Origin of the sequence: Cryobacterium sp. Sr3 (genome assembly GCF_004402835.1) — a bacterium.
Classification (GTDB): Bacteria; Actinomycetota; Actinomycetes; order Actinomycetales; family Microbacteriaceae; genus Cryobacterium; species Cryobacterium sandaracinum.
The window spans coordinates 15,577-39,851 of the sequence record NZ_SOFA01000034.1 but is presented as its reverse complement, the minus strand read 5'-3'; the positions used below and the strand labels follow the sequence as shown (position 1 = coordinate 39,851).

General features: G+C 68.0%; 20 protein-coding genes. 16 read left to right on the top strand and 4 right to left on the bottom strand.

Going from position 1 to position 24,275, the window contains the following annotated elements; genetic code table 11:
- The first annotated feature begins 54 nt into the window (after window positions 1-54).
- On the top strand, window positions 55-2,952 hold the full coding sequence (locus tag E3N94_RS10020) for a DNA polymerase III subunit gamma and tau (protein ID WP_347232699.1): 2,898 nt from the start codon (window positions 55-57) through the stop codon (window positions 2,950-2,952).
- Between the two features lie 3 nt (window positions 2,953-2,955).
- On the top strand, window positions 2,956-3,555 hold the full coding sequence (recR, locus tag E3N94_RS10015; RefSeq protein WP_104099829.1) for a recombination mediator RecR: 600 nt from the start codon (window positions 2,956-2,958) through the stop codon (window positions 3,553-3,555).
- A 225-nt stretch (window positions 3,556-3,780) separates the two neighbouring features.
- On the opposite strand, the gene E3N94_RS10010 is transcribed toward recR, so the two are convergent.
- From E3N94_RS10010 to E3N94_RS10000, 3 genes are read right to left on the bottom strand one after another with little or no spacing between them, the layout of a single operon-like run.
- Window positions 3,781-4,779, bottom strand: coding sequence for a DUF5692 family protein (locus tag E3N94_RS10010; RefSeq protein WP_134416391.1), 999 nt, complete (start codon window positions 4,777-4,779; stop codon window positions 3,781-3,783).
- Between the two features lie 50 nt (window positions 4,780-4,829).
- Window positions 4,830-5,210 carry a hypothetical protein gene (locus tag E3N94_RS10005; RefSeq protein ID WP_134416389.1) on the bottom strand — a complete coding sequence of 127 codons (381 nt, stop codon included), beginning with the start codon at window positions 5,208-5,210 and terminating at the stop codon, window positions 4,830-4,832.
- Between the two features lie 21 nt (window positions 5,211-5,231).
- Window positions 5,232-5,462, bottom strand: coding sequence for a helix-turn-helix domain-containing protein (locus tag E3N94_RS10000; RefSeq protein WP_134416387.1), 231 nt, complete (start codon window positions 5,460-5,462; stop codon window positions 5,232-5,234).
- 202 nt (window positions 5,463-5,664) lie between these two features.
- Here E3N94_RS10000 and E3N94_RS09995 point away from each other — a divergent pair, with 202 nt between their 5' ends.
- Window positions 5,665-7,002, top strand: coding sequence for an aspartate kinase (locus E3N94_RS09995; protein WP_104099827.1), 1,338 nt, complete (start codon window positions 5,665-5,667; stop codon window positions 7,000-7,002).
- 131 nt (window positions 7,003-7,133) lie between these two features.
- On the opposite strand, the gene E3N94_RS16565 is transcribed toward E3N94_RS09995, so the two are convergent.
- A complete protein-coding gene (locus tag E3N94_RS16565) occupies window positions 7,134-7,310 on the bottom strand; it encodes a hypothetical protein (protein WP_166784832.1) in 177 nt (58 codons plus the stop codon).
- A gap of 17 nt (window positions 7,311-7,327) precedes the next feature.
- On the opposite strand from E3N94_RS16565, the gene E3N94_RS09990 reads away from it, so the two are divergent.
- From E3N94_RS09990 to E3N94_RS09930, 13 genes are all read left to right on the top strand, one after another.
- Window positions 7,328-8,434 (top strand): aspartate-semialdehyde dehydrogenase, encoded by a 1,107-nt coding sequence (locus E3N94_RS09990; RefSeq protein ID WP_241987100.1) that lies wholly within the window; start codon window positions 7,328-7,330, stop codon window positions 8,432-8,434.
- Between the two features lie 52 nt (window positions 8,435-8,486).
- Window positions 8,487-11,000, top strand: coding sequence for an EAL domain-containing protein (locus E3N94_RS09985; RefSeq protein ID WP_134570169.1), 2,514 nt, complete (start codon window positions 8,487-8,489; stop codon window positions 10,998-11,000).
- Window positions 10,997-11,470 (top strand): DUF1801 domain-containing protein, encoded by a 474-nt coding sequence (locus tag E3N94_RS17200; protein ID WP_134570168.1) that lies wholly within the window; start codon window positions 10,997-10,999, stop codon window positions 11,468-11,470. Before E3N94_RS09985 ends, E3N94_RS17200 begins: the two co-directional genes overlap by 4 nt.
- Window positions 11,471-11,613: 143 nt before the next feature.
- On the top strand, window positions 11,614-13,083 hold the full coding sequence (locus tag E3N94_RS09975) for a malate:quinone oxidoreductase (RefSeq protein WP_134570167.1): 1,470 nt from the start codon (window positions 11,614-11,616) through the stop codon (window positions 13,081-13,083).
- Window positions 13,084-13,221: 138 nt separating this feature from the next.
- Window positions 13,222-13,548, top strand: a complete 327-nt coding sequence (locus E3N94_RS09970; protein ID WP_277870679.1) for a transposase — start codon at window positions 13,222-13,224, stop codon at window positions 13,546-13,548.
- Window positions 13,545-14,399 (top strand): IS3 family transposase, encoded by an 855-nt coding sequence (locus E3N94_RS09965; RefSeq protein WP_134401275.1) that lies wholly within the window; start codon window positions 13,545-13,547, stop codon window positions 14,397-14,399. Before E3N94_RS09970 ends, E3N94_RS09965 begins: the two co-directional genes overlap by 4 nt.
- Window positions 14,400-15,394: 995 nt before the next feature.
- Window positions 15,395-16,774, top strand: coding sequence for a hypothetical protein (locus tag E3N94_RS09960; RefSeq protein ID WP_134570165.1), 1,380 nt, complete (start codon window positions 15,395-15,397; stop codon window positions 16,772-16,774).
- A complete protein-coding gene (locus E3N94_RS09955; RefSeq protein WP_134570164.1) occupies window positions 16,771-18,111 on the top strand; it encodes a hypothetical protein in 1,341 nt (446 codons plus the stop codon). Before E3N94_RS09960 ends, E3N94_RS09955 begins: the two co-directional genes overlap by 4 nt.
- A 92-nt stretch (window positions 18,112-18,203) precedes the next feature.
- Window positions 18,204-18,833: a thymidine kinase gene (locus E3N94_RS09950; RefSeq protein ID WP_134372096.1), complete on the top strand. Its 630-nt coding sequence runs from the start codon at window positions 18,204-18,206 to the stop codon at window positions 18,831-18,833.
- 247 nt (window positions 18,834-19,080) lie between these two features.
- Window positions 19,081-19,734 carry a response regulator transcription factor gene (locus tag E3N94_RS09945; protein ID WP_104099815.1) on the top strand — a complete coding sequence of 218 codons (654 nt, stop codon included), beginning with the start codon at window positions 19,081-19,083 and terminating at the stop codon, window positions 19,732-19,734.
- The gene (locus tag E3N94_RS09940) at window positions 19,731-22,073 is read left to right on the top strand and encodes a hypothetical protein (protein ID WP_134570163.1); all 2,343 of its coding nucleotides are present in this window, start codon (window positions 19,731-19,733) and stop codon (window positions 22,071-22,073) included. The genes E3N94_RS09945 and E3N94_RS09940 overlap by 4 nt, the downstream gene beginning before the upstream one ends.
- 134 nt (window positions 22,074-22,207) lie before the next feature.
- Window positions 22,208-23,650, top strand: coding sequence for a polysaccharide biosynthesis tyrosine autokinase (locus E3N94_RS09935; protein WP_134570162.1), 1,443 nt, complete (start codon window positions 22,208-22,210; stop codon window positions 23,648-23,650).
- Window positions 23,650-24,255, top strand: a complete 606-nt coding sequence (locus E3N94_RS09930; protein ID WP_134570174.1) for a low molecular weight phosphatase family protein — start codon at window positions 23,650-23,652, stop codon at window positions 24,253-24,255. The genes E3N94_RS09935 and E3N94_RS09930 overlap by 1 nt, the downstream gene beginning before the upstream one ends.
- Window positions 24,256-24,275 lie beyond the last annotated feature (20 nt).

Below are 24,275 nucleotides of genomic sequence, written 5' to 3'. Positions count from 1 at the left end.
CACACCACACACACACACCCCGCCCCACGCCCGCCCCACACCGCACTATAGTCAGTGGCTCCGGCTACGATTGACCTCGTGGTTACCGCCCTGTATCGCCGCTACCGGCCCGAGACTTTTGCCGAAATGATCGGTCAGTCTCAGGTGACCGATCCGCTGATGACGGCCCTGCGCACGAACCGGGTGAATCATGCCTATCTGTTCAGCGGGCCCCGAGGTTGCGGCAAGACGACATCCGCCCGTATTCTCGCGCGCTGCCTGAACTGCGCCGAGGGTCCCACCGACACGCCATGCGGGGTCTGCCCGAGCTGTGTGGAGCTGTCCCGCGACGGCGGCGGATCCCTCGACGTGGTCGAGATCGACGCGGCCAGCCACAACGGGGTCGACGATGCCCGGGACATCCGTGAGCGCGCGATCTTCGCTCCCGCCCGCGACCGATACAAGATCTTTATCCTGGACGAGGCGCACATGGTCACGCCGCAGGGCTTCAACGCGCTGCTGAAGATCGTCGAAGAGCCGCCCGAGCACGTCAAGTTCATCTTTGCGACAACCGAGCCCGAAAAGGTGATCGGCACCATCCGTTCGCGCACGCATCACTACCCGTTCCGGCTCGTGCCGCCCGGGCCGATGCTCGAATACGTGCAGCAGATGTGCGACACCGAGCAAATGACCGTCGCGCCGGGCGTGCTGCCACTCGTGGTGCGGGCCGGCGGCGGGTCGCCGCGCGACACCCTGTCGCTGCTCGATCAGCTGATGGCCGGATCCGACGGGCACTCCGTCGAATACGACCGCGCCGTGGCGCTGCTCGGCTACACGAACGCGTCGCTGCTCGACGAGTCCATCGACGCGATCGCCGACCGCGACCCGTCCGCCGCGTTCGACGCCGTCGACCGGGTCGTGCAGACCGGCCAGGACCCGCGCCGCTTCGTCGAAGACCTGCTCGAACGCCTGCGCGACCTCATCATCGTGGGCGCCACGAGTGCCGCCGCCGCTGCCGCCGTGCTGCGCGGCGTGCCGCAGGAGGAACTCGACCGCATGGCCGTGCAAGCCGCGAAGTTCGGCCCCGCCGAGCTCTCCCGCACCGCCGACGTGATCAACGCCGCCCTCACCGAGATGACCGGCGCGACCAGCCCCCGCCTGCAGCTCGAACTCATGATTGCCCGCGTGCTCATCCCCGCGAGCGACGATTCCACCCGCGGCGCGCTCGCCCGCGTCGAACGCCTCGAGCGCCGCATCGGGGTCGGTTCTGGTTCTGGTTCCGGTTCTGGTTCCGGTTCTGATCCCGGCGACAGCTCGGCGACGGATGCCCCAGCCACCAGCCCGGTCGGCTCGCCCCCGCGCGCGGCTGCGGTCTCGGCGACGCATGCCTCCGGCCGGCCCGCGGTCTCCGGCGGTGCGGCTGCTGCTTCTGCCGCCGCACCTGATGCAGCTGCGCCCGCGACCCAAGTCGCGGCCCCGCCCCGCCCTGTCGGACCCGTCACCCTGCAGCAGGTAAAGGACTCTTGGCCGCAGATCCTCGAGGCAGTCAAGGCCGCCAAGATCAGCGCCTGGCTCGTGCTCTACACGGCCCGCGCCATGGAACTGCGTGGCGGGGACCTGTTGGTGCTCTCCTTCCCGAGCCAGAACGACGTCGCCGGACTCAAGCAGTCGGCGGCCCCCGGGCAGGGCGTCGGCGACTATCTCAAGCGCGCCGTCAACGAGGTGCTCGGCTTCACGCCCCAGCTCACCGCCCGGGTCGACTCCCCGAGAACGGATGTCCCAGCCACCCCCAACGCATCCGCCCCCGCTCCGGCACCGGTCGCCCCGGTCTCCCCGGGGTCAGGTTTCGGCGTGCAGGACTCCACCGCGCCGAGCCCTGTCGCGCGGGCCGCAACCGTCAGCGGCTCGGCCGCAGCCGGGTCCGGAAGCGGCGACACCGGCTCCAGGACGACACCCAAATCCGCTGCTGCAACAACCGACGAGGCGTCGCCCGCCGACCCCGATCCGGCTGCTGCCGCCGACCCCGATCCGGCTGCTGCCGCCGACCCCGATCCGGCTGCTGCCGTGAACGCTTCAGCCGGTTCCGCCCCAGCCGGCGTTGGCAAGGTTGACGCCCCAGAAGCGCCTGCGGCATCGGCTGCCGGCCCCACGGTGACCAGCCCCACGGTGACCAGCCCCACGGCGGCCAGCCCGGCGGCGGCCAGCCCGGCAGTGGCCAGCCCGACAGTGCCCGAGTCGCCGGTGACCAGCCGCGCAACTGCCAGCCCGGCGGTCGCCGCGACCGGCTGGGCGACCGCTGCCATTCCGAGTCCCTCGGATGCCGGCACCGGCTGGGCCACGGTGGCCATCCCGGGGTCAGCCCCGGCTGCTGAAACCGCTGCTCCTGCGTCTGCGGCCTCCGCTGCGACCCCCGATGCCCCCGCGCACGCATCCGCCCCGCAGACCGCCCCGCGTTCCACGCCGAGCGCGCCGGCGCCCACGACGCTTCCCGCGTCCGGGCGAGACCCTGAGCCGCAGCCGCCCTACGACGACGAGCCCCCGTCCTACGACGAGGAATTCCCGCCGGACCTGCACCCGAACGGCGGCCAGCCCGGCCGCTACCAGGCGCCCGCCGCGCGTGCGGGATTGTCCGCAGCGGGAGCCCAGCACCAATCGGGAGCCCAGTCTCAGCCGGGAGCCCAGGCCCAGTCTCAGTCCCAGTCTCAGTCTCAGTCTCAGCCGGGAGTCCAGTCCCAGTCCCAGTCTCAGAACGGCGCCCAGAACGGCGTACCAAACGGCGCCCAGCCCGGAACCCCGGCGCGCACCCAGGTGCAGGCTCCGAACCGGGCGGGCGTCGAAGCATCCGTTGCCCGTCGCGGGCCCGCCTTTGCGGAGAAGCAGCGCTACGGCGAGTCGGTGGTGCGCGAAATCCTCGGCGCCACCTTCCTCGAAGAACAGCCGCACGATCCGGCATCCCGAACCAGAGGCGACTAAACCATGTACGAAGGCATTGTTCAGGAACTGATCGACGAGCTCGGCACGCTGCCCGGGATCGGGCCCAAGTCCGCGCAGAGGATTGCGTTCCACATCTTGCAGACCGAGCAGTTCGACGTGACCCGGCTCGCCAACGTGCTGCTCGAGGTGCGCGACAAGGTGAAGTTCTGCGACATCTGCGGCAACGTGTCCGAGCAGAAGACCTGCATGATCTGCCGCGACCCGCGCCGCAATCCCGCGATGATCTGCGTGGTGGAAGAGGCCAAGGACGTCGTCGCGATCGAGCGCACCCGCGAATTCAAGGGGCTCTACCACGTGCTCGGCGGGGCGATCAGCCCCATCGACGGCGTCGGACCGGACGACCTGCGCATCCGTCAGCTGATGCAGCGCCTTGCCGACAACACGGTGCAGGAGGTCATCATCGCCACCGACCCGAACCTCGAGGGGGAGGCGACCGCGACCTACCTGTCGCGCCTGCTGACCACCCTCGAGATCAAGGTCTCCCGGCTCGCGTCAGGGCTGCCGGTCGGCGGCGACCTCGAGTACGCCGACGAGGTGACTCTCGGGCGGGCCTTCGAGGGCCGCCGTACCGTCACGAACTAGCCCCCCGCGCCGCCTGCCCACTGCCGCAAGTGTTGCCGGAGCGGACAACTGTGCCCGGTGTGCCGGCAACAGTTGTCCGCTCGGGCAACAGTTGCCGCCAGGAGTGGCCAGGGGGACCGTATCCGCCACCGACCTCGCCGGACTGGACGGCCCGCCCGCCCGGACGACAGACGGGCCGGGGCGACGGATGCCGCGTGTCGCGAAATTCTCCGCAGTTACGGCGTTCTATTTCGCGCTGGCGGTCGCCCGCGGGTGCGCGGCTGGAGCAGCCGCCGCCGGCACCAGCGGCTTGTTCGCTTCGAGCACCGTGCGGTACGTGGGCAGGTGCGTGAACAGCCCGTCGGTGAGCGGGTTGCGGCGTCTCTTCACGATCGTGTAGATCTGGTAGACCACAACGGCGATGTTGGCCGCGAGGGCCACGGCGCTCACCCAGAACAGGGCGACCGGGTCGTGCGACGACTTCACTGCGAACTGCGAACTGCGAACTGCGAACTGCGAGCTCGACACGAAGGTCGGGAAGGCCATGGTGAACATCATCCAGAACGCCAGGGTCTGCGCGCGGTGCTGCAGCCAGGCGCCGCGCTTGATGAAGAAGGCGGGGATCGTGCGCGACACGAGTAGGGCCGCGCCGGCGTAGAACGAGTGGTCGCCGACCGCGTTGTAGACGTAGGCGAAGTTCCAGAGGTCATAGGCGATGATCCAGAACCACAGCATGTCCGGCCAGATCATGTCCTTCTTGGGGCCGCGGCTGATGATGATCCCGGCCCAGCCGCAGATCGTGAGCAGGTTCAGCAGCCCGGCGATACCGTTCATGATGTTCCACGGCCCGCCCACCATGAACACTCCGTCGACCATCCCGTTCAGCCCGTAGACCTGGAAGTCGCGAATCACGGCCTCGAAGATGTTGAGAGCCAGAATGAACGCGGGGAACATCAGCGCGTACCGGTTCTTGGCCAGACGCGGAATGAAACGGATGGCCATGAAGCCCAGGCATCCGGCAAGTGCCGAGTAGACCTTGACCCAGTGAAACCAGGTGCCCGTGCTGGACCCGGCGCCGGCGGTGGTGGGCCACACGAAGATCGTCAGCGCCACCGGCAGTGCAATAAACAGCGCCAGCGACGCCCATTTGCTCGACCGTGCGACCTCGTTGGCGATCATCAGCCCCGCGACGACCGCGACCCACATCAGGGTCGACGACCACGGGATGGCATCGAATAGGAACATATGCGAATACTTCTTTGTACTGGGTGAAAAAGTGATGCTAGAGAAAAGTCTTAGGCCGGCGCGTTGTGGTCGAGGTGGAGCGTCTGGCGCACAATCGCCACGAGCACATCGTCCGAGACCGTGGGCGTGGAACGTACAAGCCCGATCAGCCCGAACACCAGCACAGAGAACACCTCGGAGACGTTGTCGATCCGGATCTCGTGCCGCCGCGCGTAGGCCTCGACGGTCGTGACCTGCAGCCGGTCGACGACGGCCCTGACGGCCCGGTCGACGAACTCGTTGTAGAGCCCGGCGTACTCGGTGCGGCCGAGTTCCTCGCGGAAGAGGTCGGTGCGATGCAGGTGGTGACGGAACAGTGCGACGCACTCGACCAGCGCGCTGTCGATGTCGCCGGGGATGCGGGCGGCGTCCCAGAGGTTGAGGTCGGTCACGAACTCCGCGATGTGGTCCTCTCAGATGAGGTCGATGATCGCGTCCTTGTTCGGGAAGTAGTGGTAGATCAGGCCGCGGGTGACGCCGACCCGGGCGGCGATGTCGGTGATCTTCACGCGGGACACGCCGCGCTCGGCGACCAGTTCCCGGGTGGCGCGCAGAATGTCGTCCCGGCGCTCGTCCGGCTGCTTGCTCTGGCGCACCGGCACCGGCACCGGCACCGGCGCTTTCGACGTGAACTCGTCGGGCATCGGAGCTTCCTCGGCAACTGGGTCAAACCGCGTGGCGGGGCGGGATCCACCCTCTGCCCCGATCCTGCGACCGCGATTGACATAGTGTCAATGACAGGGCGTCAATGGGTGCCGCACACCGTCACATGACCGCTGCCGAATACAACAGCATTTATGATGGGAGCTTGCCTGTGCCCGCGTACCCGAACCCTTGGAGTGCCACGTGAGCTTGATCGTGCAGAAGTTCGGCGGATCATCCGTCGCCGACGCCGAAAGCATCAAACGCGTGGCCAAACGCATCGTCGACACCCGCAAAGCGGGCAACGAGGTCGTCGTCGCCGTCTCCGCGATGGGAGACTCCACCGACGAGTTGCTCGACCTTGCGCACCAGGTCACCCCGATCCCCGCGCCGCGCGAGCTCGACATGCTCCTCACCGCGGGCGAGCGCATCTCGATGGCGCTGCTCGCCATGGCGATCAAGAGCATGGGCTACGACGCCCGCTCCTTCACCGGCAGTCAGGCCGGCATGATCACGGATGGCCAACACGGCGCCGCCCGCATCGTCGACGTGACTCCCGGGCGCATCCGCGATGCCCTCGACGACGGTGCCGTGGCGATTGTCGCCGGCTTCCAGGGCTTCAATCGCGACACCAAAGACATCACCACGCTCGGTCGCGGCGGTTCTGACACGACCGCCGTCGCGCTGGCCGCCGCGCTCAGCGCCGATATCTGCGAGATCTACACGGATGTCGACGGCGTCTTCACCGCCGACCCGCGCGTCGTTCCCCGGGCCCACAAACTCGACCGCATCTCCAGCGAGGAAATGCTCGAGCTCGCCGCCGCTGGTGCGAAGGTCCTCTATATTCGGGCGGTGGAATATGCGCGTCGGCACGGTGTGACGCTGCATGTGCGGTCCTCGTTCAACAACAACGTGGGAACCATTGTCTACAACCCCGACACCACGAGCCCGCATGTCGCAATCCCGAATTCGTCGGCCACCGAGCGCACACATCCCAATAACGCATCCGCGAATGGAGAGACAGTGGAAGAGCCAATCATCGCCGGGGTCGCCGCCGACCTGAGCGAAGCCAAGGTCACGGTCGTCGGCGTTCCCGACATTCCGGGCAAAGCCGCGCAGATCTTCAAAATCGTCGCGAAGACCAACGCGAACGTCGACATGATCGTGCAGAACGTCTCGGCTGCGTCCACGGGACTGACCGACATTTCCTTCACCCTGCCCAAATCGGAGGGCCAGCAGGTGCTGACCGCGCTGAGCAACGAGCAGACCAACGTCGGGTTCGCCGGTCTGCAGTATGACGACCAGATCGGCAAGCTCGCGCTCGTCGGCGCCGGCATGCGCACCAACACGGGCGTGTCCGCGAAGCTGTTCGAGGCGCTGTTCGAGGCCGGGATCAACATTGAAATGATCTCGACCAGCGAGATCCGCATCTCCGTGGTCACCCGCGCCGACACCATCAACCAGGCGCTGCGGGTCGTGCACACCGCATTCGGCCTGGACTCCACCAACGACGCCGTCGTGCACGGCGGCACCGGCCGCTAGCCGGCATCCGTCGGCCCAACCGGGCTCGGCCGGACGCCAGCCGGGCTCGGTCCCACCCCGCCTCACCCCGACTCACCCCACCCCGCCTCACCCCACCCCGACCCCGTTCAACCGGTTTCCCTGGGGCTAACTCAGGAGAACCAGAGGCCACAGGCGCGATCCGGCTGGAATTCGGGCCAAGTCGCGAGAATCTCCTGAGTTAGCCACAAATGCAAGTGCAGATGCAGATGCAGATGCAGATGCAAGTGCAAGTGCACGAGCAAGTGCACGAACGAGAGCGAGACCACCAGCACCAGCAGCCACGGCATCCAGCGGAGGAAACACAGTGAACAGCACCGCAGCAATCAGCACCGCAGCAAACAGCACCGCAGCAACCAGCACCACAGGAATCCAGATCGGCGTCGTCGGGGCCACCGGCCAGGTCGGAGCCGTCGTGCGCAGCCTGCTCGAGGAACGGGACTTCCCGGTCGGAGGCATCCGTTTCTTCGCGTCGTCCCGGTCCGCCGGCTCCGTGCTGCACTTCAAGGGCGAGAAGATCGTCGTCGAAGACGCCGCCACCGCCGACCCCAGCGGACTCGACGTGGCCATCTTCTCCGCCGGCGCGACACTCTCGAAAATTCAGGCTCCCCGGTTCGCCGCGGCCGGCGTCACCGTGATCGACAACTCCTCCGGGTGGCGGATGGACCCCGACGTGCCGCTGGTCGTCAGCGAGGTCAACCCCGAGGCCATCAAACTCGCCACCAAGGGCATCATCGCGAACCCGAACTGCACCACCATGGCGGCCATGCCCGTGCTCAAGGTGCTGCACGACGAGGCCGGCCTCGAACGCCTCATCGTCAGCACCTACCAGGCGGTCTCCGGCAGCGGCCTGGCCGGCGCCCGCGAGCTCGCCAGCCAGGTGCGGGCCGCCGCCCTGAGCGACAACCTGCTCCAGCTGGTCCACGACGGGTCCGCTGTGCCCATGCCGGCACCCATCGTCTACGCCCGCCCGATCGCGTTCGACGTGATCCCGCTGGCCGGTTCCATCGTCGACGACGGCGAATTCGAGACCGACGAGGAGAAGAAACTCCGCAACGAGAGCCGCAAGATCCTCGAGCTGCCCGATCTGCTCGTTTCCGGCACCTGCGTGCGCGTGCCCGTCTTCACCGGCCACGCCCTCTCGATCAACGCCGAGTTCGCCAACCCGTTGACCGTCGCCCGCGCCCTCGAACTGCTCGCCACCGCCCCCGGCGTGGTCGTGACGGATGTCCCCACACCCCTCGAAGCGGCCGGCCAGGACCCGAGCTTCGTCGGCCGCGTGCGTCAGGACCGCGGCGTGCCGAACGGGCGTGGATTGGCCCTGTTCATCACCAGCGACAACCTTCGTAAAGGTGCGGCACTCAACGCCGTGCAGATCGCGGAACTCGTCGCCGCGGACCTACTCGTTCGCTGACCTCAGCGTGGTGGTGTATAACCGGGCGCTCACTCCGCTAGTGTCAGACTTCGTGGGCGGGAATCGGAACTCAAGGGGCGTTAAACGCCTGGCTTTCCTTGCGTTCGCCGGCATCGGCCTCGCGCTCATCGCCACGTCGTTCGTGCTGCTCCTTGATGACCCCTCAGACAGCTGGCTGATCGCCGGGGTCGGTGTGGTCTGCGCGGCCGCCCTCGAGCTCACCTGGGTGCGCGTGGGCGCCGTGGCGCACCGCAGCCCGATGATCAGCCTCCCCGTTCTGGCGCTGCCGGCGCTGGCCCCTACCCTCTCCCTGCCGGTCTCGGCCGGGCTGATCGCGCTCGGCGTTCTGCTGGCCATCCTGATCGAGTCCGGGCGGGCATCGGTCGCGCTCTACAGCGCCGGCCTGCAGGGTGCCGGCGCCCTCGCCGCCATCGGCCTGTTCACCTGGTTCGGCGCGGGCGGACTGCCGATTCTGGTGGGCGTGGCCGCGGCATCCGTGGGCTATGTCTTCTTCATCATCGCGACCGAGGTGCTGCGCAGGCGCTTCGTCGCCGGCCCGCTCGGTCGGCGCAGCGGCGGGCGACCCCTGTCGCCGTTCCGGGTTCTGCTGGTGCTGGTCGGAACCGTCTTGGTCACGGTGACGGCCGCGCACTGGAGTGTCGTCGGGCTGCCGTTTCTGGTGGAGGTCACCAACACGCTCGATGCCGTCATCGTGCTGTTCGCCCTGATGATCGTCGCCTCCGTGGTCAAGGTCTCCACGGTGATGGCGGTCATGCGCCACCGGCTGGCCGGCATGGTCGCCGCCACGAGCGCGCTTGCCGCCGACCCGGCCACCGGGCCCTCCGGGCGGGTCACCCCAACGAGCCCAGCCACCACAGGCATCGGCGCCACGAGCGGTACCGCCATCACGAGCGCCGCCGACAACACCTACCCCGCCGCGAGTGCCGCCGACGCCACCCCAGAGCCCGAGCCCGGCTCCCCGGCGGCCGTCACCGACCTGCTGCGCCGGGTGGTGGCGGATGCAATCGGTGCCGAATCCGTCATCGTGCGCAGCGAGCCCGCGCAGCCCGGCGAGATCAGCATGCTGCTGCCGCTGGCCGGCGCCATCGGGCCGGACCAGTACATCGTGGCCCGGCGCGACGCCATGGACGGCGCCTTCACCGGCAACGACCGCCGCGCTCTCCAAGCCCTGGCCACGACCGCCGAGATGGTCGTGCGGGCCCGCCGCAACATCGCCGGGCTCACCCTGCGCGCCAACACCGATCCGCTCACGAGCCTGCCCAACTACGGCGCGTTCCAAGAGGCCCTGGCGAACATCAACGACCACCGGGATTACTCCGAAGCCCTGGCCGTGCTGTTCATCGACCTCGACGAGTTCAAACGCCTGAACGACCGGTTCGGCCACCAGACCGGCGATGAGGTGCTGCGCGAGCTCGGGCGTCGGCTGAGCGCCGTGGTGCGCCCGAATGACGTGGTCGCCCGGGTCGGCGGCGACGAGTTCGTGATCATCCTCACTCACCTGGCGTCGCTGGCCGAGGCGAAGTCCATCGCCGAGCGCATCCTGGTGGTCTCCGGGGAGCCGATGCTCATCGGCCAGACGACCCACAGCCCGATCATCAGCGTGGGCCTGGCCTACTCGGCGCACCGCGAAACCGACGTCAACCAGCTGGTCCAGGATGCCGACCGGTCGATGCTCGCGATCAAGAAGTCCCGGCGGCGTGGCGGCCCGTCGAAGGAGAGCAGCCTCAACATCTCGAGCCACCGCTCCTCGCAGATGAACGACATCATCGCCCACGCCATCGACGAGGACCTGCTCGAGCTGGCTTTCCAGCCCATCGTCAGCCTCGTCACCGGGCAGATCTGGGCGTTCGAAGCCCTCGTGCGCTACACCGACCCGGACCTCGGCCCGCTATCGCCGCCGTCGATCGTCGAGAAGGCGAAGGGCCTCGGCCGGCTCGACGCGATGACCCGCCAGGTGGCCGTGAAGGCCATGGCCGCCGCGGCGGACTTCCGGCTGATCGAGCCGCGCGTGGTGTGCATGACCATCAACGTTGAGGCCGGGCAGATCCTGCCCGAGCGTGTGGGCAACTACATCGAGGAGCTCGCGGACCGCTACCCCGGCATCTCGCTCTGCCTCGAGCTCAACGAGCGGTCGATGACCAAGGTCACCCCCGCGATCCGTGCCCAGGCCGACCGCCTGCGCGACCTCGGCATGATGATCGCGCTCGACGACTACGGTTCCCAGGATTCGTCGGTCGACGCCCTGGTACGGATGCCCATGGACATCCTCAAAATCGACCGCAGCCTGGTCGACGACCTCGACGACATCCGCCAGCGGGAGGTGCTCACCGCCCTGCAGGGTTTCGGTGACAACCTCGAGTACTCGATGATCGTCGAGGGTGTGGAGAACGATGCGATGGCGAACCACCTGAGTGCGCTGGGCATCCGTAGCGCGCAGGGGTTCCACTACGGCGTGCCGGAGAGCTTTGAGAAGACCCTGTCGCGGCTGGAGTTGTACGGCGCCCGTGCGGTCGTGCCGAGGCTCGGCATTACGCTTGTTTCATGAGCACAGAACCGGTTCCGTTCGAGGTGGAGACGATCGTTTTCGACCTCGAACCCGAGCGTCGGGCGGTGATCTACCCGGTGCTCGACGTCGTGCGCGATGCCATGCCCGCGGGGTATCGGCTCGGCGTCTACGGCGGCATGCTCGGCTGGGCGGTTCCGCTGGAACTGTTGGCGAACACCGACGACAAACAGCCGCTCGTCTACGTGAGCCTGGCCGCGCAGAAGCACTACAACTCGCTCTACCTGATGGGCCTCTGCAGCTTTCCCGAGAAGGATGCCGCGTTCCGCTCCCAATGGGACGCCACCGGACGCACGCTGAACATGGGCAACAGCTGCGTGCGGTTCAAGACGCTGGCCGACCTCGATCTCGACCTGATCGTGCGCGAGGTCGCGAGCGTGTCCGTCGACGACTTCATCGCCAACTACGAGCTCCTGAAAAGTCGCGGCTCAGCCGCTTTTGGTGGCAACTGAGTCGCTTATCGGTCGCGACTGGACCGGTTTTGAGCCGCGATTGGGTCGCTTTTGAGCTCGTTGCCGAGCTAACCGTGACCTGACGCGTCTGCGTCCCGGCGGGAGGCATCCGTTGCCACCGATATGGTGGAAGAGTGAATCCAATGGCGAAGATTGATGTCGTTCTTATTGGTGGCGGCATCATGAGCGCCACCCTCGGTACCTTGATCAAGCAGTTGCAGCCCGACTGGAGCATCGAGGTTTACGAGCGATTGGGGGAAGTCGCTCAGGAAAGCTCCAACCCGTGGAACAACGCGGGCACCGGCCATGCGGCTCTGTGCGAGCTGAACTACATGCCCGAATCGAAGGACGGCTCGGTGACCGCGGCCAAGGCCGTGGCGATCAACGAGCAGTTCCAGATCAGCCGCCAGCTGTGGGCACACCTGGTCGAGACGGGCGTGCTGCCCGAGCCCACCAACTTCATCAACTCCACCCCGCACATGACTTTCGTGCACGGCGAGAGCAGCGTCGAATACCTGCGCAAGCGGTTCGCGGTACTCCAGGGCGAGCCCCTCTTTGCGGGCATGGAGTACAGCGAGGATCCGGCCGTGATCGGCACCTGGACCCCGCTCCTCACCCAGAAGCGCCCGAAGAACCAGAAGATCGCGGCGACGCGCATCGTGTCCGGCACCGACGTGGACTTCGGCGCCCTCACCCGCTACCTTTTCGCCAACCTCACCGCCGAGGGCGTGGGCGTGCACACGAACCAGCAGGTCACCGGTGTGAAACAGCTCACGGATGGCTCATGGAAGCTCAACCTGCGCCGCCTGGTCGGCAACCACCCGAGCGTCGTCAACGCCCGGTTCGTCTTCGTCGGTGCAGGCGGCGGCGCCCTGGCGCTGCTGCAGCAGAGCGGCATCCCCGAGATCAAGGGTTTCGGCGGGTTCCCGATCAGCGGGCAGTTCCTACGCACCACGAACCAGAAGCTCGTCGCCCAGCACCACGCCAAGGTCTACGGCAAGGCGGCGAAGGGTGCTCCGCCCATGTCGGTGCCGCACCTCGATACCCGCGTCGTCGATGGAGAGACCTCGCTTCTGTTCGGACCATACGCCGGCTTCACCCCCAAGTTCCTCAAGTCGAGCAGCTGGCTCGACCTGCCGTTCTCGATCCGGGTGCACAACATCGGGCCGATGCTGGCTGTGGCGGCGCACAACTTCGGCCTGATGAAGTACCTGATCGGCGAGGTGTTCGCCTCAAAGAAGACGAAGCTCAAGGCGCTGCAGGAGTTCATCCCGACCGCGAAGCTCGCCGACTGGGAACTCATCACCGCCGGACAGCGCGTGCAGGTCATGAAGAAGGATCCGGAGCAGGGCGGCGTGCTGCAGTTCGGCACCGAGGTCATCACCTCGGCCGACGGCACCATCGCCGGGCTGCTCGGCGCCTCCCCGGGAGCCTCGACCGCGGCCCCGATCATGGTTGACCTGATCAAGCGCTGCTTCCCCGAGGAGTACCCGGCCTGGGAACCCAGACTGCGCGAGATGATCCCGAGCCTCGGCACGAAGCTCTCCGACGACCCGGCCGTTGCCGCCGCGTCGCTCGCCGCGACCGCGGCCGTGCTGAACCTGACCGCGTAGGAGGTTGCCCGGGGGTGGGGTTGCCCGGGGCGCGGGGGCTGGGGGTGCCTGTTCTCTGCCCGTGCCCGCGGGCTGGGGGTGCCTATTCTCTGCCCGTAACTGCGGAGTTTTTCGCAACATGCCGTCCTGGCGGGTGGGGTGACCCAGTGTTTCCGGACAGTCTTCCTGAATTCAGGATTGGATAGACAAATTCGGGCTGCCGCGGTGGCCCGCGTCGCGGAGGGCGACAAATCGATCGTGAAAGTCGCCGCAGCGCTCGGGATCAACCACCGGACTCTGTGGACTTGGGTCAACGCCGCGAGGCTGAAGACCATCGATCCTGCTGGTGAGCTCACGCCGCAAGCCCGGAAACGGATCCGGGACCTGGAGAAGGAAAACGCCCTGCTGCGGAGGGATCTCGACTTCGAGAAAAAAGCGAAGGCCTTCTTCCTGGAACTCGATCAAAACGATAACGGTTCGAAATGATCTCCCGGATGAAGGCCGACTTCCCCATCGCCTACCTCTGCCGCCGGCTCGGAGTATCAACGTCAGGGTTCTACGACTGGTCGCACCACGTCACCGCGTCCGCGCAGAGGCGGCATGAAGACCTCACCGCGCAGGTGATGGTCGCGTTCGCCGAGTCCAAGGGCGCGGCCGGATACCGCAAAGTCACCGCGGCTTTGAACCGGGCCCGGGTCCCGGTGAACCGCAAAACCATCGCCGGAATCATGCACGATCTGGGATTAATCTCCCCAGCTGCAGAACGCGCCTTCACGATCCGCTACCAGCGGGCCTCCCGACTGGCCGACCCGGTCGATCTGCTCCTGCGGGACTTCACCTCGCTGAGCGTCGGCACGATCCTCGTCGGTGATATCACCTACATCCACACCCAGGAAGGCTGGCTCTATCTCGCCACCGTCATCGACCTAGCCTCCCGCTCCGTGCTCGGCCACGCGACCGGGGCCCGCATGACCACCCAACTCATCACCCGGGCCATGAACATGGCCCTCGAGACCGGCCACGTCAAACCAGGAGCAGTTTTCCACTCCGACCACGGAGTCCAATACCGGTCGAAACGGTTCACGAAGTACTGCGGCCGACACGGCATCATCCGCTCCATGGGCGCGAAGATGCAGTGTTGGGACAACGCCGCCGCCGAAACGTTCTTCTCCAAACTCAAGAGCGAAAGCCTCAACTGGCAAACCTTCACGACAAGGCGCAAGGCCCGCACCGAAGTCATCAACTACGTTCACCACTTCAACAACGTTCGCCTGCACCAAACTCTCGGCTACTCAACACCCACCGAACGCCTCATCAAACTCACACTCGCCGCCTAAAATTAAACCGAGGACCCCGTCCGAAAAGACCGGGTCACCCCAGCGCCGTGGGCGGCGTGTTGCGAAATTCTCCGAAGTTAGCTCACACTGCTGCCCCGAACGGATGCCGCGCCGCCGCATCCGTCACGCCCTGACGCTGGCTCGCCCAAGAGCCTCGACACCGACCCGTGGTGGGGCTAACTCAGGAGATCTCGCCCGAGTCGCGGCCGAGTGTCGGCTACTTTGGCACTGCTTCGCGCCCGTGATCGGGCCGCCGGCTGGGATCTCCTGAGTTAGCCACATCCGATGCCGGTGACCGCGGTCGCTGCGCCCTGCTCCTGCTCCAGGAGGGCTGATATCGGTGCGGGGAGGTCCCTGCACCGGTGCCGCGGTATTTTTTTGCCGTCGCTGCGGGCCCGTACCCGAGCCATGCTCTGCATAACTCCTGCAGATTCTCAGAAGCGGGTCAAAGCGGGTCAAAACGGGCCGGAATCAGCCTATTTTGGCCAAATTGCAGGAGATGTGCGTGCCCGGGGGTGGGAAGAGGCGGGGACTGGTGGCCAACTCAGGAGATCCCGGCGGGGTCGTGGCCGAGTCGCGGCGATTTCGGCACTGATCCGTGCCCGCGCCGTGGCCAGCGGCTGGGATCTCCTGAGTTAGCCACAACCGGGCGCGGGGGGGGGATGGCAGGGAAGGCATGGAGGGGCGCGGGGGATGGCAGGGTGGCTAGGGCCAGAGCCGCCAGAGCCGCCAGAGCCGCCAGAGCCGCCAGAGCCGCCAGAGCCGCCGGAGCCGCAGCGCCGCCCGACCGTACGCGACGGATGCCCCGCCGCCCCGCGCGACCCCAGCCGAACGAATTCGACGGAGATCTTGCACGATGATTGCGCAAAAGGGCCCCGTGGCCACGTTATTGTGCACAATCTCCGTCGAATTCGATCTGGGCGAAGCGGATTACCCGGGGCAGCGCGGAAGCGCCCTCGCGGAATGAGAGAATCAACCGAACAGAGAGGGTTGCCATGACGCTTGGACTCCCGGACCACCTGGTCACGAGGGCCCTCAGCCATGCCCTCGCGCGGGCTGCACACTGGTTTGCGCTGACCTGCCTGGCCGCCTCCCTCGCCGCCATCATCCTCCTCAGTTTGTCTACAACCGCAGCCACAACCGCCACAACCGCAGCCACAACCGCCACAACAACTGCCACAACCGCAGCCACAACCGCCACAACCGCAGCCACCACAGCCGCCGCAACGCTCGCCACCACACCCACCGAAACTCTCGCCACCATCGTCGCCCTCCTCCTCATGGCCGCCGTGCTGATCGCCCTCTCCCTGCGCCGCACCGTTGCCCTGACGATCGCCTACCTCGTGACCGGCACCGTCGCCACCTACCTCTACACGATTACCGTGCTCGGCATCCCCGCCCTGTTCCCGAGCTCGAATGTCTTCCTCGTCACCCTGCCGAAACTGGCCCTGGTCATGATCGGCGGCGCCGGAGTCTCCGCCCGCGCCGGCGTGCTCTGGAGCACCACCGCCTTCGTCCTGGCCGAAGCCGTCACGGTGTACGCCGCCACGCAAACCGAGGTGCCCTACGGCGCGGACGTCTTCACCATCTCGACCTATCTCTTCCTCGTCAGCGTGCTGCTGCTCACGGTCTTCGTGCGCCGCGAGTGGTCCGTTCAAATCGCCCTGCACCGGGCCATGCAGACCGACCAGACCCGCCTGCTGCGCCACGAGCTCGACCTGCGCACCCTCGCCCTGGGTCAGGACACCACCCTCCAGCAGCTCGTCGCCCTCGCCCGCGCGCATCCCGGGCCGCTCAGCGCCAACCTGGCCGGCAGCATCCGTGACACCCTGCAGACCCTGCGCGGCACCGACTGGCTCACCGACGCCGATGCGCTGAGCGTCGAACCGCACGGGGGCACGGATGCCTGGCTCACCAGCGCGGTCTACGCCGCCATCGAGCGCAGTCGCGATCGTGGCCTCGTGGTCGAAGTCACGGGAGACCGCGCCGCCCTCGGCCGCCTGAGCCCGGCCAGCGACCGCGAGCTGAGCCTGGCGGTGCAGCAGTGCCTCGTGAACGTGATCCTCCACTCCGGCATCGTCGCCGCCGAGGTCGTGATCGAGTCCGAGCCGAGCAGCATTTCACTGATGGTGATGGATGCCGGGCGCGGCTTCACGGAATCGGAGACCGGCGCCGACCGTCTCGGCCTGCGCCAGGCGGTGCGCCGCCGGATCGAACGCCTGGGTGGCTCGGTGAGCATCCTCACCCGGCCGGGCGCCGGCACCTCGGTGATGCTGAGCGTGCCCGTGGCGATCGAGGAACCCGGCGGGCACGCCGAGCCGACAAAACAGCCCGAACAAACAGAAACCCCAGACCCCGAGCGGGTGGCCCAGTGACACCCACGAACGCAACCTCGCCATCAGGCAGCGCCGCGGCCACGGCCGCAGCTGCAGCCGCACAGCAGAACCACACCCCCGTCCCCACGCCTCACACCAAACCGCACGCCTTCACCCAGCAGCGCCTCGACCCGCTCGGCGCCCTCGCGGTCTGGACGATCGTGCCCGGCATCGCCCTGGTCGTGTTCGGCTACGCGGTGGTGACCACGGTGCTGCAGGCCGACGAGATCCGGCATCCGTTCCTGGCCGTGCTCGCGCTCGTTGCCTCCGCAGTGGCGTCCGCCGCGCTCGTGTCGGCCGTACGACCGTCGCGGTCCCCGGTGCGCCAGACGTCGCTGCTGCTGATCATCAGCCTCGGCCTGGCCGCCCACCTGCTCGACCAGGCCGCCCGCTGGGGCAGCAACTCCTTGGTGCAAGACGACTTCGGTCCGATCACCATCGGCTTCCTGCTCGTGGCCCTCGCCCCCTTCCGCCCCTGGCGTGAACTGGCGCTGACCGCGGTGCTCGCCTCCGTCGTCGTGGCCGCGGTCACACTGCCGCAGGAACCGTTCCGCTCGCTGCGGGTGCCGTCGGGCGTCTTCGTGGTCGTCGCGGTCACCCAGGTGCTCGCACTCGGCCTCGCCGGCGCCGCGTATTCCCGCCGCATCGTGCGTCAACTGCTGGCCTGGCAAACGGATGCCCGCCGCGCCATCGCCCGGCGCACCGAAGAATCCCGCGGCAGCGTGGTGCGCCAGGTGGTCGAGCAGCAACTCGCCACCCTGCAGCCCGGTGTCTTCCCCCTCTTCGACGGCGTGCTCGAACGCGGCGTGGTGACCAAGGCCGACATCAATCGCGCGAACGAGCTCGCCGCCGGGGTTCGCCGGGCGATCGTGGCGCACATCGACGAGACCTGGCTCGATGCCGTCATCGCCCGCGAACGCACGGCGCTCCTCGAGCGTGGCAAGGATCCGCTGCTCGTCGTGGCCGACCCCGAGCACCGGGCGGCGCACTTCGGCACGCAGCAGCGCGCGGCCACCTCGGCCCTGATCAGCATGCTCTGCCTGGCCCCCGGCTTCGACCCGCGCAGCCTCGTGGTGCAGGCAGACACCGAGCCCGACTCCGAGCCCGACACCCAGGTCGATCCGCCGAGCGACCGCCAGCAGCGGCACTCCGGCATCGACACGTTCTCGATCCGGGTGGCGCTCGACCTCCCGCCGCGCCGGGTGCGCGCCCTGCTGCGCTCCTACACGGCGGTGCTGCGGGTGGTGTTCCCGTGGGTGCGGGTGAGCATCCGTCGCCCCGGCCTGACGCTGGAATTCGGCGACAAGCGCCCGCGCCCGGTTCCACCAGTACGCTGAGTTAGGCGCACGCAGCGCCACGACATGCAGCGCGGCATGACGCAGCGCAGCAGAGCGGCACGAGCGCGACCAGCCGAGGGGGCGACCACGCAATGGCGAAACTGTATTTCCGCTACGGAGCCATGAACAGCGGCAAGAGCACCTCGATGCTCCAGGCCGCTTACAACTACGAGGAACGCGGCCACCAGGTGCTGTTGGCCAAGCCGTCGGTCGACACCAAGGGCGACCGGGGCATCCTCTCCCGGCTCGGCGTCACCCGGGCCGTGGACTACCTGCTCACCCCCGAGACGGATGCCTACGCCCTCTTCCACGAGCACCGCGCCCGGGTGCTCGCCGAGACCGGCCTCGACGTGAGCTCCCTGCTGGTGGACGAGGCGCAATTTCTCACCGAGCAGCAGGTGGACGACCTGCTGCGCATCGCTATCCTCGAGAACATCCCGGTGCTGGCCTACGGCATCCGCACCGATTTTCAGACGGTGGCCTTTCCGGGCAGTCGGCGCCTGCTCGAGGTGGCGCACAGCCTCGAAGAGCTGAAGACCATCTGCCGGTGTGGGCGCAAGGCCGTGTTCAACGGGCGCCAGATCGACGGGGTCTTCGTCTTCGACGGCGACCAGGTGGCCATCGACGGCGCCGAGGTAACCTACGAGTCGCTCTGCGGATCGTGCTACCTCGAGGAGAGCAATGGTGTGCTGAACAACCGCAGCCGGCCGGCATCCACATGAGCACCCACGCCCGCAGGACGGACCGCACCTGCGTGACAACTGGAAGGACGGGGCGCTCGAACGACTTCGGGATCGCGAGCGCCCCACCAACCCCCCGGTTGGTTTTCCCCATGCCTAAACGTAAGGGCCGCTTTCCGGACTGACCAGCCGTTACTTCTTGTGGCACCAGAACAGGGGTCACTCCGCACGTCGTTGAACCCTGCCCGAGACCCCGGCAGGCACCGCCCCGAGAATCCAAGGATCGCTGATGTCCCGCTTTCGCGTAGCCCTGATCGATGACCACGAGATCGTCGCCCGCGGATTCGCCGGCCTCTTCGCCACGATCCCCGAGATCGAGGTGGTGGCTACGGTCGCGACCGTGACCGAGCTGCTCGAGTCTGCCGTGCAGCAGACGCCCGTCGACCTGGTCATCCTGGATCTGCGGCTCTCCGACGGGTCCACCGCCACCGGCAACGTCGACCGGCTGCGCGGGGCGGGCGCGGCGGTGCTTGCGTTCACCGGTGGCGACGACGCCGCTCTGATGCGGGCCGCGGCGCGCAGCGGCGTGCTGGGTGTGGTGCGCAAGTCCGAGCCGACCGCGGTGCTGCTCGACGCCGTCACCCGGGCGGCGGCGGGGGAGACCGTGGTCTCCACCGAGTGGGCCGCGGCCCTCGACGGCGATCCCGACCTCTCCGACGCGGGCCTGAGCGTGCGCGAGTGCGAGGTGCTCTCGCTCTACGCTGCGGGCGCGAAGGCACCGCTGGTGGCCTCGCGGATGGGACTCTCCGAGGCCACGGTGATCGACTACATCCGTCGGGTGCGCTCGAAATATGAGCGGGTCGGCCGCCCGGCGAACACCAAGATCGACCTCTACAAGCGGGCACTGGAAGACGGCCTCCTGCCCATCCCCGGCCAGCCGTGACCGGGCGCGCAGCGACCCCCAGGCAGACCCCCCAGCAGGACCGACTGCACAGGCGGCCCCGGCGGCCACCCCGACCGCCGCCCCGGCCGCAGTCCTCGACCGAGCGCCTCGCCCGCCTGCTCTACGGCGCGCTCGGGCCCACCGCCCTCGTCTTCGGGCTGCTCTGCCTGGGCACCGTGCTCGAGCAGGCCTGGAAGCCGCAGCGGTCCTGGTCGGTGGCGGCGTGGCTGCTGATCTTCGGGCTGCCGATGCTGCTCGCCGTGCTCTCACGCCGGGTGCCGTTGCGCGTGCTGCGGGTGATCGCGCTCGCCGAGGGGGCCCTCTTCGTGCTGCTGCTGATGTTCTGGCTGACCGAACGGGCGGAGCCGCTGCCGGCGGGCGCGGACATCCCCTGGGCGATCACCCTCACCGGCGTGCCCGTGATGGCCGTGGCGGTGACCACCCGCGACCGCACGGCCTGGGCCTACCTGGTGCTGGTCTGCACGATGAGCGGGCTGCTGCGTGCGGCCACCTCGACTGACCCCTCCCCGGTGCTGGTCGGTGTGGAAGACGGCCTCTACTCGTTCCTGCTGTTGAGCATGCTCGTGGGACTGACCACCATGGCGCGCCGCAGCGCCGATAAGGTCGACCAGGCGGCCACGATTGCCCTCGTGCAGCTCGTCGATCACGCCGACCGCCTCGCGCGCAAACACGAGCGGCTCACCATCGACGCCCTGGTGCACGACAGCGTCATCTCAACCCTGCTGATGGCCGGACGCGGCGGCACCCCGGTGCCGGTGCTGAGCCGGCACGCGGCCGACACCCTGGTGCGGCTCGACGCCCAGCGCGCCCCGCTACCCGACCCGAGCATGCCCGGCCTCCAGGTGACTCGGCGCCTCCAGCAGCTGGTGGCCGAGCTGGCACCGGATGCCCAGATCACCTCCAACCTGCCCGGCACCCTCACGGTGCCCGACCTCGCCGTGACCGCCCTGCTCGGCGCCGTCGGCGAGGCCCTCCGCAACTCGGTCGCCGCCGACGTGCGGGAGCCCGTGCGGAGTCCGGTGGCCCGCACCCTTACCGTGCGCAGCTACCAGGGCGGCATCCGGGTGGCCGTGCACGACAACGGCGTCGGCTTCGACCCGGCAAGGGTGCCGGCCGAGCGCCTGGGCATCGCGCAGAGCATCATCGGCCGCATGGAGCGCCTCTCCGGCGGTGCCGCCGCCGTGCGCTCCCGCCCCGGCGTCGGCACCGAGGTGGTGGTCTCCTGGACGCCCACACCTGCAGCCCCCGCGCAGCCGGTCCCGTCCCTCTCGAGCGCACCCCCGACCCCGCCGCGACCCGCCACGCAGCTGAAGGGCGTGACCCGCCTGCCGAAGGCCCTGTCCACTACCATCCTCATGGGATTCATCGCCGTGCACGCCCTTCTCGCCTTCGCCGACGGTGAACCCCTGTGGGGCCTGCCATACGAGATCCTCGGGTTCGTGGCGGTGTCTGCGGCGGCCGCCTGGCTCACCCTCGTCGTGCCTGACCCGGTGTCGCCTCGCAACGCCGTCATGGTGCTCGCGCTGTGCGGGCTGTCCGCCGTGGCCACGGTATTCCCGGTGCCGCCGGTCGGGTCGACCCCGTTCGCCCACTGGTACCTCGGCGCCATCACCATGATGTTGGTCGTGCTGGCGGTGCGCGGCCGGCCCGGATTCGCCTGGTACGGCTACGGCATGATCATGGTCATCTCGATCGTTTGGGCGCTGCTCAACGGACTGTCGCTGCTCGACGGGATGACCCTGGTCATCCGTCACGCCGGCACCCTGCTCGCCGGGACCCTGTTCGCCGTGGGTCTGAAGCGCTCCACCCAGACCCTGGCCGGGCTGAACCGGGAGCGGGCCCGCAGCGGTGCGGCGGCGGCCACGGCGGCGGCGGCCAGCGAGGAGCGGGAGACCCAGCTGACCCGGGTGAACACGCTGGCCCGCCCCACCCTGCAGCGCCTTGCGAATTTGCTGAAAAGCGACGCCCTGCAGATTGAACCGACCCTGCGAGCGGAAAGCCTGCTCGTGGAGGCCACCCTGCGCGACGCCATCCGGGGGCGCTCGCTCTTCGTCGAGCCGGTGATCACCGCGGCCCGCGCCGCCCGCATCCGAGGCGTTGACGTGACCCTGCTCGACGACAGCGCCGACCGGCCGCCCCGGCAGCTGGCCGCCGCGGCCGCCATCGTGGCTGCCCAGCTCGACGCCCTCACCCGCGGCCACCTGATCGCCCGTCTGCTGCCCGCGGACCGCCCCACGATCGCCTCGATCGTGGTCGACGCCGGCGAGCCACGGATGCTCACGGTCACCCCCGACGGACTCCTCCAGCCGTCTTTGTAGCACTTCATCTAAAACGCGAGAGAACTTCACACCCCCCATGGGGGGTGGCCCAATACCCCTATGTGCAAGGATGGACAAGGGGATAATGCAATTCGAGCGGTTCCTCTCTGCCTAGTACTACCGGAGGAACGCGCGTGGAGCTCAAGGACTACCTCAGGATCTTTCATAAAAGTTGGATCCTGATTTTCGCTTGCACCCTCTTCGGAATCGCCGGCGCGGCCGGTGCGGCCATCGCGACCACCCCGAAGTACATCGCCAACACCCAGCTCTACGTCGCCGTGCAGGCCTCCGCCGGCGCTGTGACCGGAGACCTGGTTCAGGGAACCAGCTTTGCCCGGCAGGCCGTCACGTCGTACGTCGACGTCGTCAACAGTGCCATCGTGCTCGACGAGGTCATCAAGCAACTGAACCTCGACTTGACCGCCGCACAGCTCGCCTCCACAATCACGTCCACGTCACCCCTCAACACCGTTCTGATCGACGTCTCCGTGACCAACAGTGACCCGGAGCTAGCCGCTCAGATCGCCAACTCCGTCGGGCAGAACTTCAGCAAGGTCGTCGTCGACCGCCTTGAGAAGCCCGATGGCGACGCAGCCAGCCCCGTGAAGATCGAAACGATCCAGCCGGCGATCGTGCCGACAACGCCGGCCAGCCCCAACGTGCCGTTGAACATCGCCCTCGGCCTTCTCGTGGGTCTCGCGGTCGGCATCGGGCTCGCTGTGCTGCGCAGCGTGCTCGACACCCGCATCCACAGCCTGCACGACATCGAGCTGGTCACCGACTCACCGATGCTCGGCGGCATCACCAACGACCCCGGCGCGAGCCTTCGCCCCCTGGTCGTGCACACCGACCCGAAGAATCCGCGGGCCGAGGCATTTCGCAGCCTGCGCACCAACCTCCAATTCGTGAACATCGAGGGTGGCCCGCGCAGCTTCGTGGTCACCAGCTCGGTGCCCGGCGAGGGCAAGAGCACGACCACGGCGAACCTCGCGATCGCCCTCGCCGAGACCGGCGCCCGCGTTGCGTTGATCGACGGCGACCTGCGCCTGCCGCGCGTGGCCGAGTACATGGGCATCGAGGGTGGCGTCGGCCTTACCGACGTGCTCATCGGTCGCGCCGAGCTCGCGGACGTTCTGCAGAAGTGGGGCAAGAACAAGTTGTTCGTTCTGCCCAGCGGCCGCGTTCCCCCGAACCCGAGCGAACTGCTCGGCTCCGCTGCGATGGCCCGCATGCTCGGCGCGCTCACCGAGGAGTTCGACGTGGTGCTGATCGACGCCCCGCCGCTGCTGCTGGTGACGGATGCCGCCGTGCTGAGCAAGCTCTGCGGCGGCGCCATCATGGTGGTGGCCTCCGGGCGCACAAAGCGCAATGAGCTGACCAGCGCCGTGAAGGCTTTGGAGCGCGCGGGGAGCCACCTCGTCGGCATGGTCATCACCATGCTGCCCACCAGGGGGCCCGACTCCTACGGCTACGGCCAGTACAGCTACGGCACGATTCACGAGGAAGAGAAAGCAACTGTCGGTGCCGCAGCGCCTGCGGGGCGGGGCATCCGCAAGGCCCGACGGAGAACCGCGTGATGCAGACCTTCTCCATTCTCACGGTCTGCTCGGGCAACATCTGCCGGTCACCGCTCGCCGAACAGCTGTTGCGTGTCGGCCTGGCGTCTTGGCCGCAGATTCAGCTGGCCAGTGCCGGAACAATCGGCCTGACCGGTCAGGGCATGCCAGCGCAAGCCGCCGACCTGTCGCGCCATTTCGGCGGTGACCCGAGTGCCCACGTGGCCCAAGAGCTGACCGCCGAGCACGTGCAGACCGCCGACCTGGTGTTCGCAATGTCCCGCGAGCACCGTCGCGCGATTGTTGAACTCGTGCCGCGCGCCATTCGCTACACCTTCACGATTCGCGAGTTCGCCCGGCTGATTGCCGACATCACCGACGACGACCTCTTTGAGGCCGCCTCGCTGCCCCTCGACGACGTCGTCGGCCGACTCTCGCCCCTGATCGCCCTCGCCGCGTCTCAGCGTGGCGCTGTCGCCCCGCTGGTGTCGGCCGATGACGATGACGTCGTTGACCCCTACCGCCGCAGCGACGAGGTCTACGTGGAGTCTGCCCAGCAGCTCGTGCCGGCCATTAACGCTGTCACTGCCCTGTTCCATAGAGCCGCAACGGTGCAGCCGAGCTAGTGAACGCCGTGGGAGGAAAT

Coding starts and splice junctions, on each gene's coding strand:
- recR (WP_104099829.1), top strand. CDS start 2,956: ATGTACGAAGGCATTGTTCAGGAACTGATCGACGAGCTCGGCACGCTG.
- E3N94_RS10010 (WP_134416391.1), bottom strand. CDS start 4,779: ATGTTCCTATTCGATGCCATCCCGTGGTCGTCGACCCTGATGTGGGTC.
- E3N94_RS10000 (WP_134416387.1), bottom strand. CDS start 5,462: ATGCCCGACGAGTTCACGTCGAAAGCGCCGGTGCCGGTGCCGGTGCCG.
- E3N94_RS16565 (WP_166784832.1), bottom strand. CDS start 7,310: ATGCCGTGGCTGCTGGTGCTGGTGGTCTCGCTCTCGTTCGTGCACTTG.
- E3N94_RS17200 (WP_134570168.1), top strand. CDS start 10,997: ATGAGCACAGAACCGGTTCCGTTCGAGGTGGAGACGATCGTTTTCGAC.
- E3N94_RS09975 (WP_134570167.1), top strand. CDS start 11,614: ATGGCGAAGATTGATGTCGTTCTTATTGGTGGCGGCATCATGAGCGCC.
- E3N94_RS09965 (WP_134401275.1), top strand. CDS start 13,545: ATGATCTCCCGGATGAAGGCCGACTTCCCCATCGCCTACCTCTGCCGC.
- E3N94_RS09960 (WP_134570165.1), top strand. CDS start 15,395: ATGACGCTTGGACTCCCGGACCACCTGGTCACGAGGGCCCTCAGCCAT.
- E3N94_RS09950 (WP_134372096.1), top strand. CDS start 18,204: ATGGCGAAACTGTATTTCCGCTACGGAGCCATGAACAGCGGCAAGAGC.
- E3N94_RS09945 (WP_104099815.1), top strand. CDS start 19,081: ATGTCCCGCTTTCGCGTAGCCCTGATCGATGACCACGAGATCGTCGCC.
- E3N94_RS09930 (WP_134570174.1), top strand. CDS start 23,650: ATGCAGACCTTCTCCATTCTCACGGTCTGCTCGGGCAACATCTGCCGG.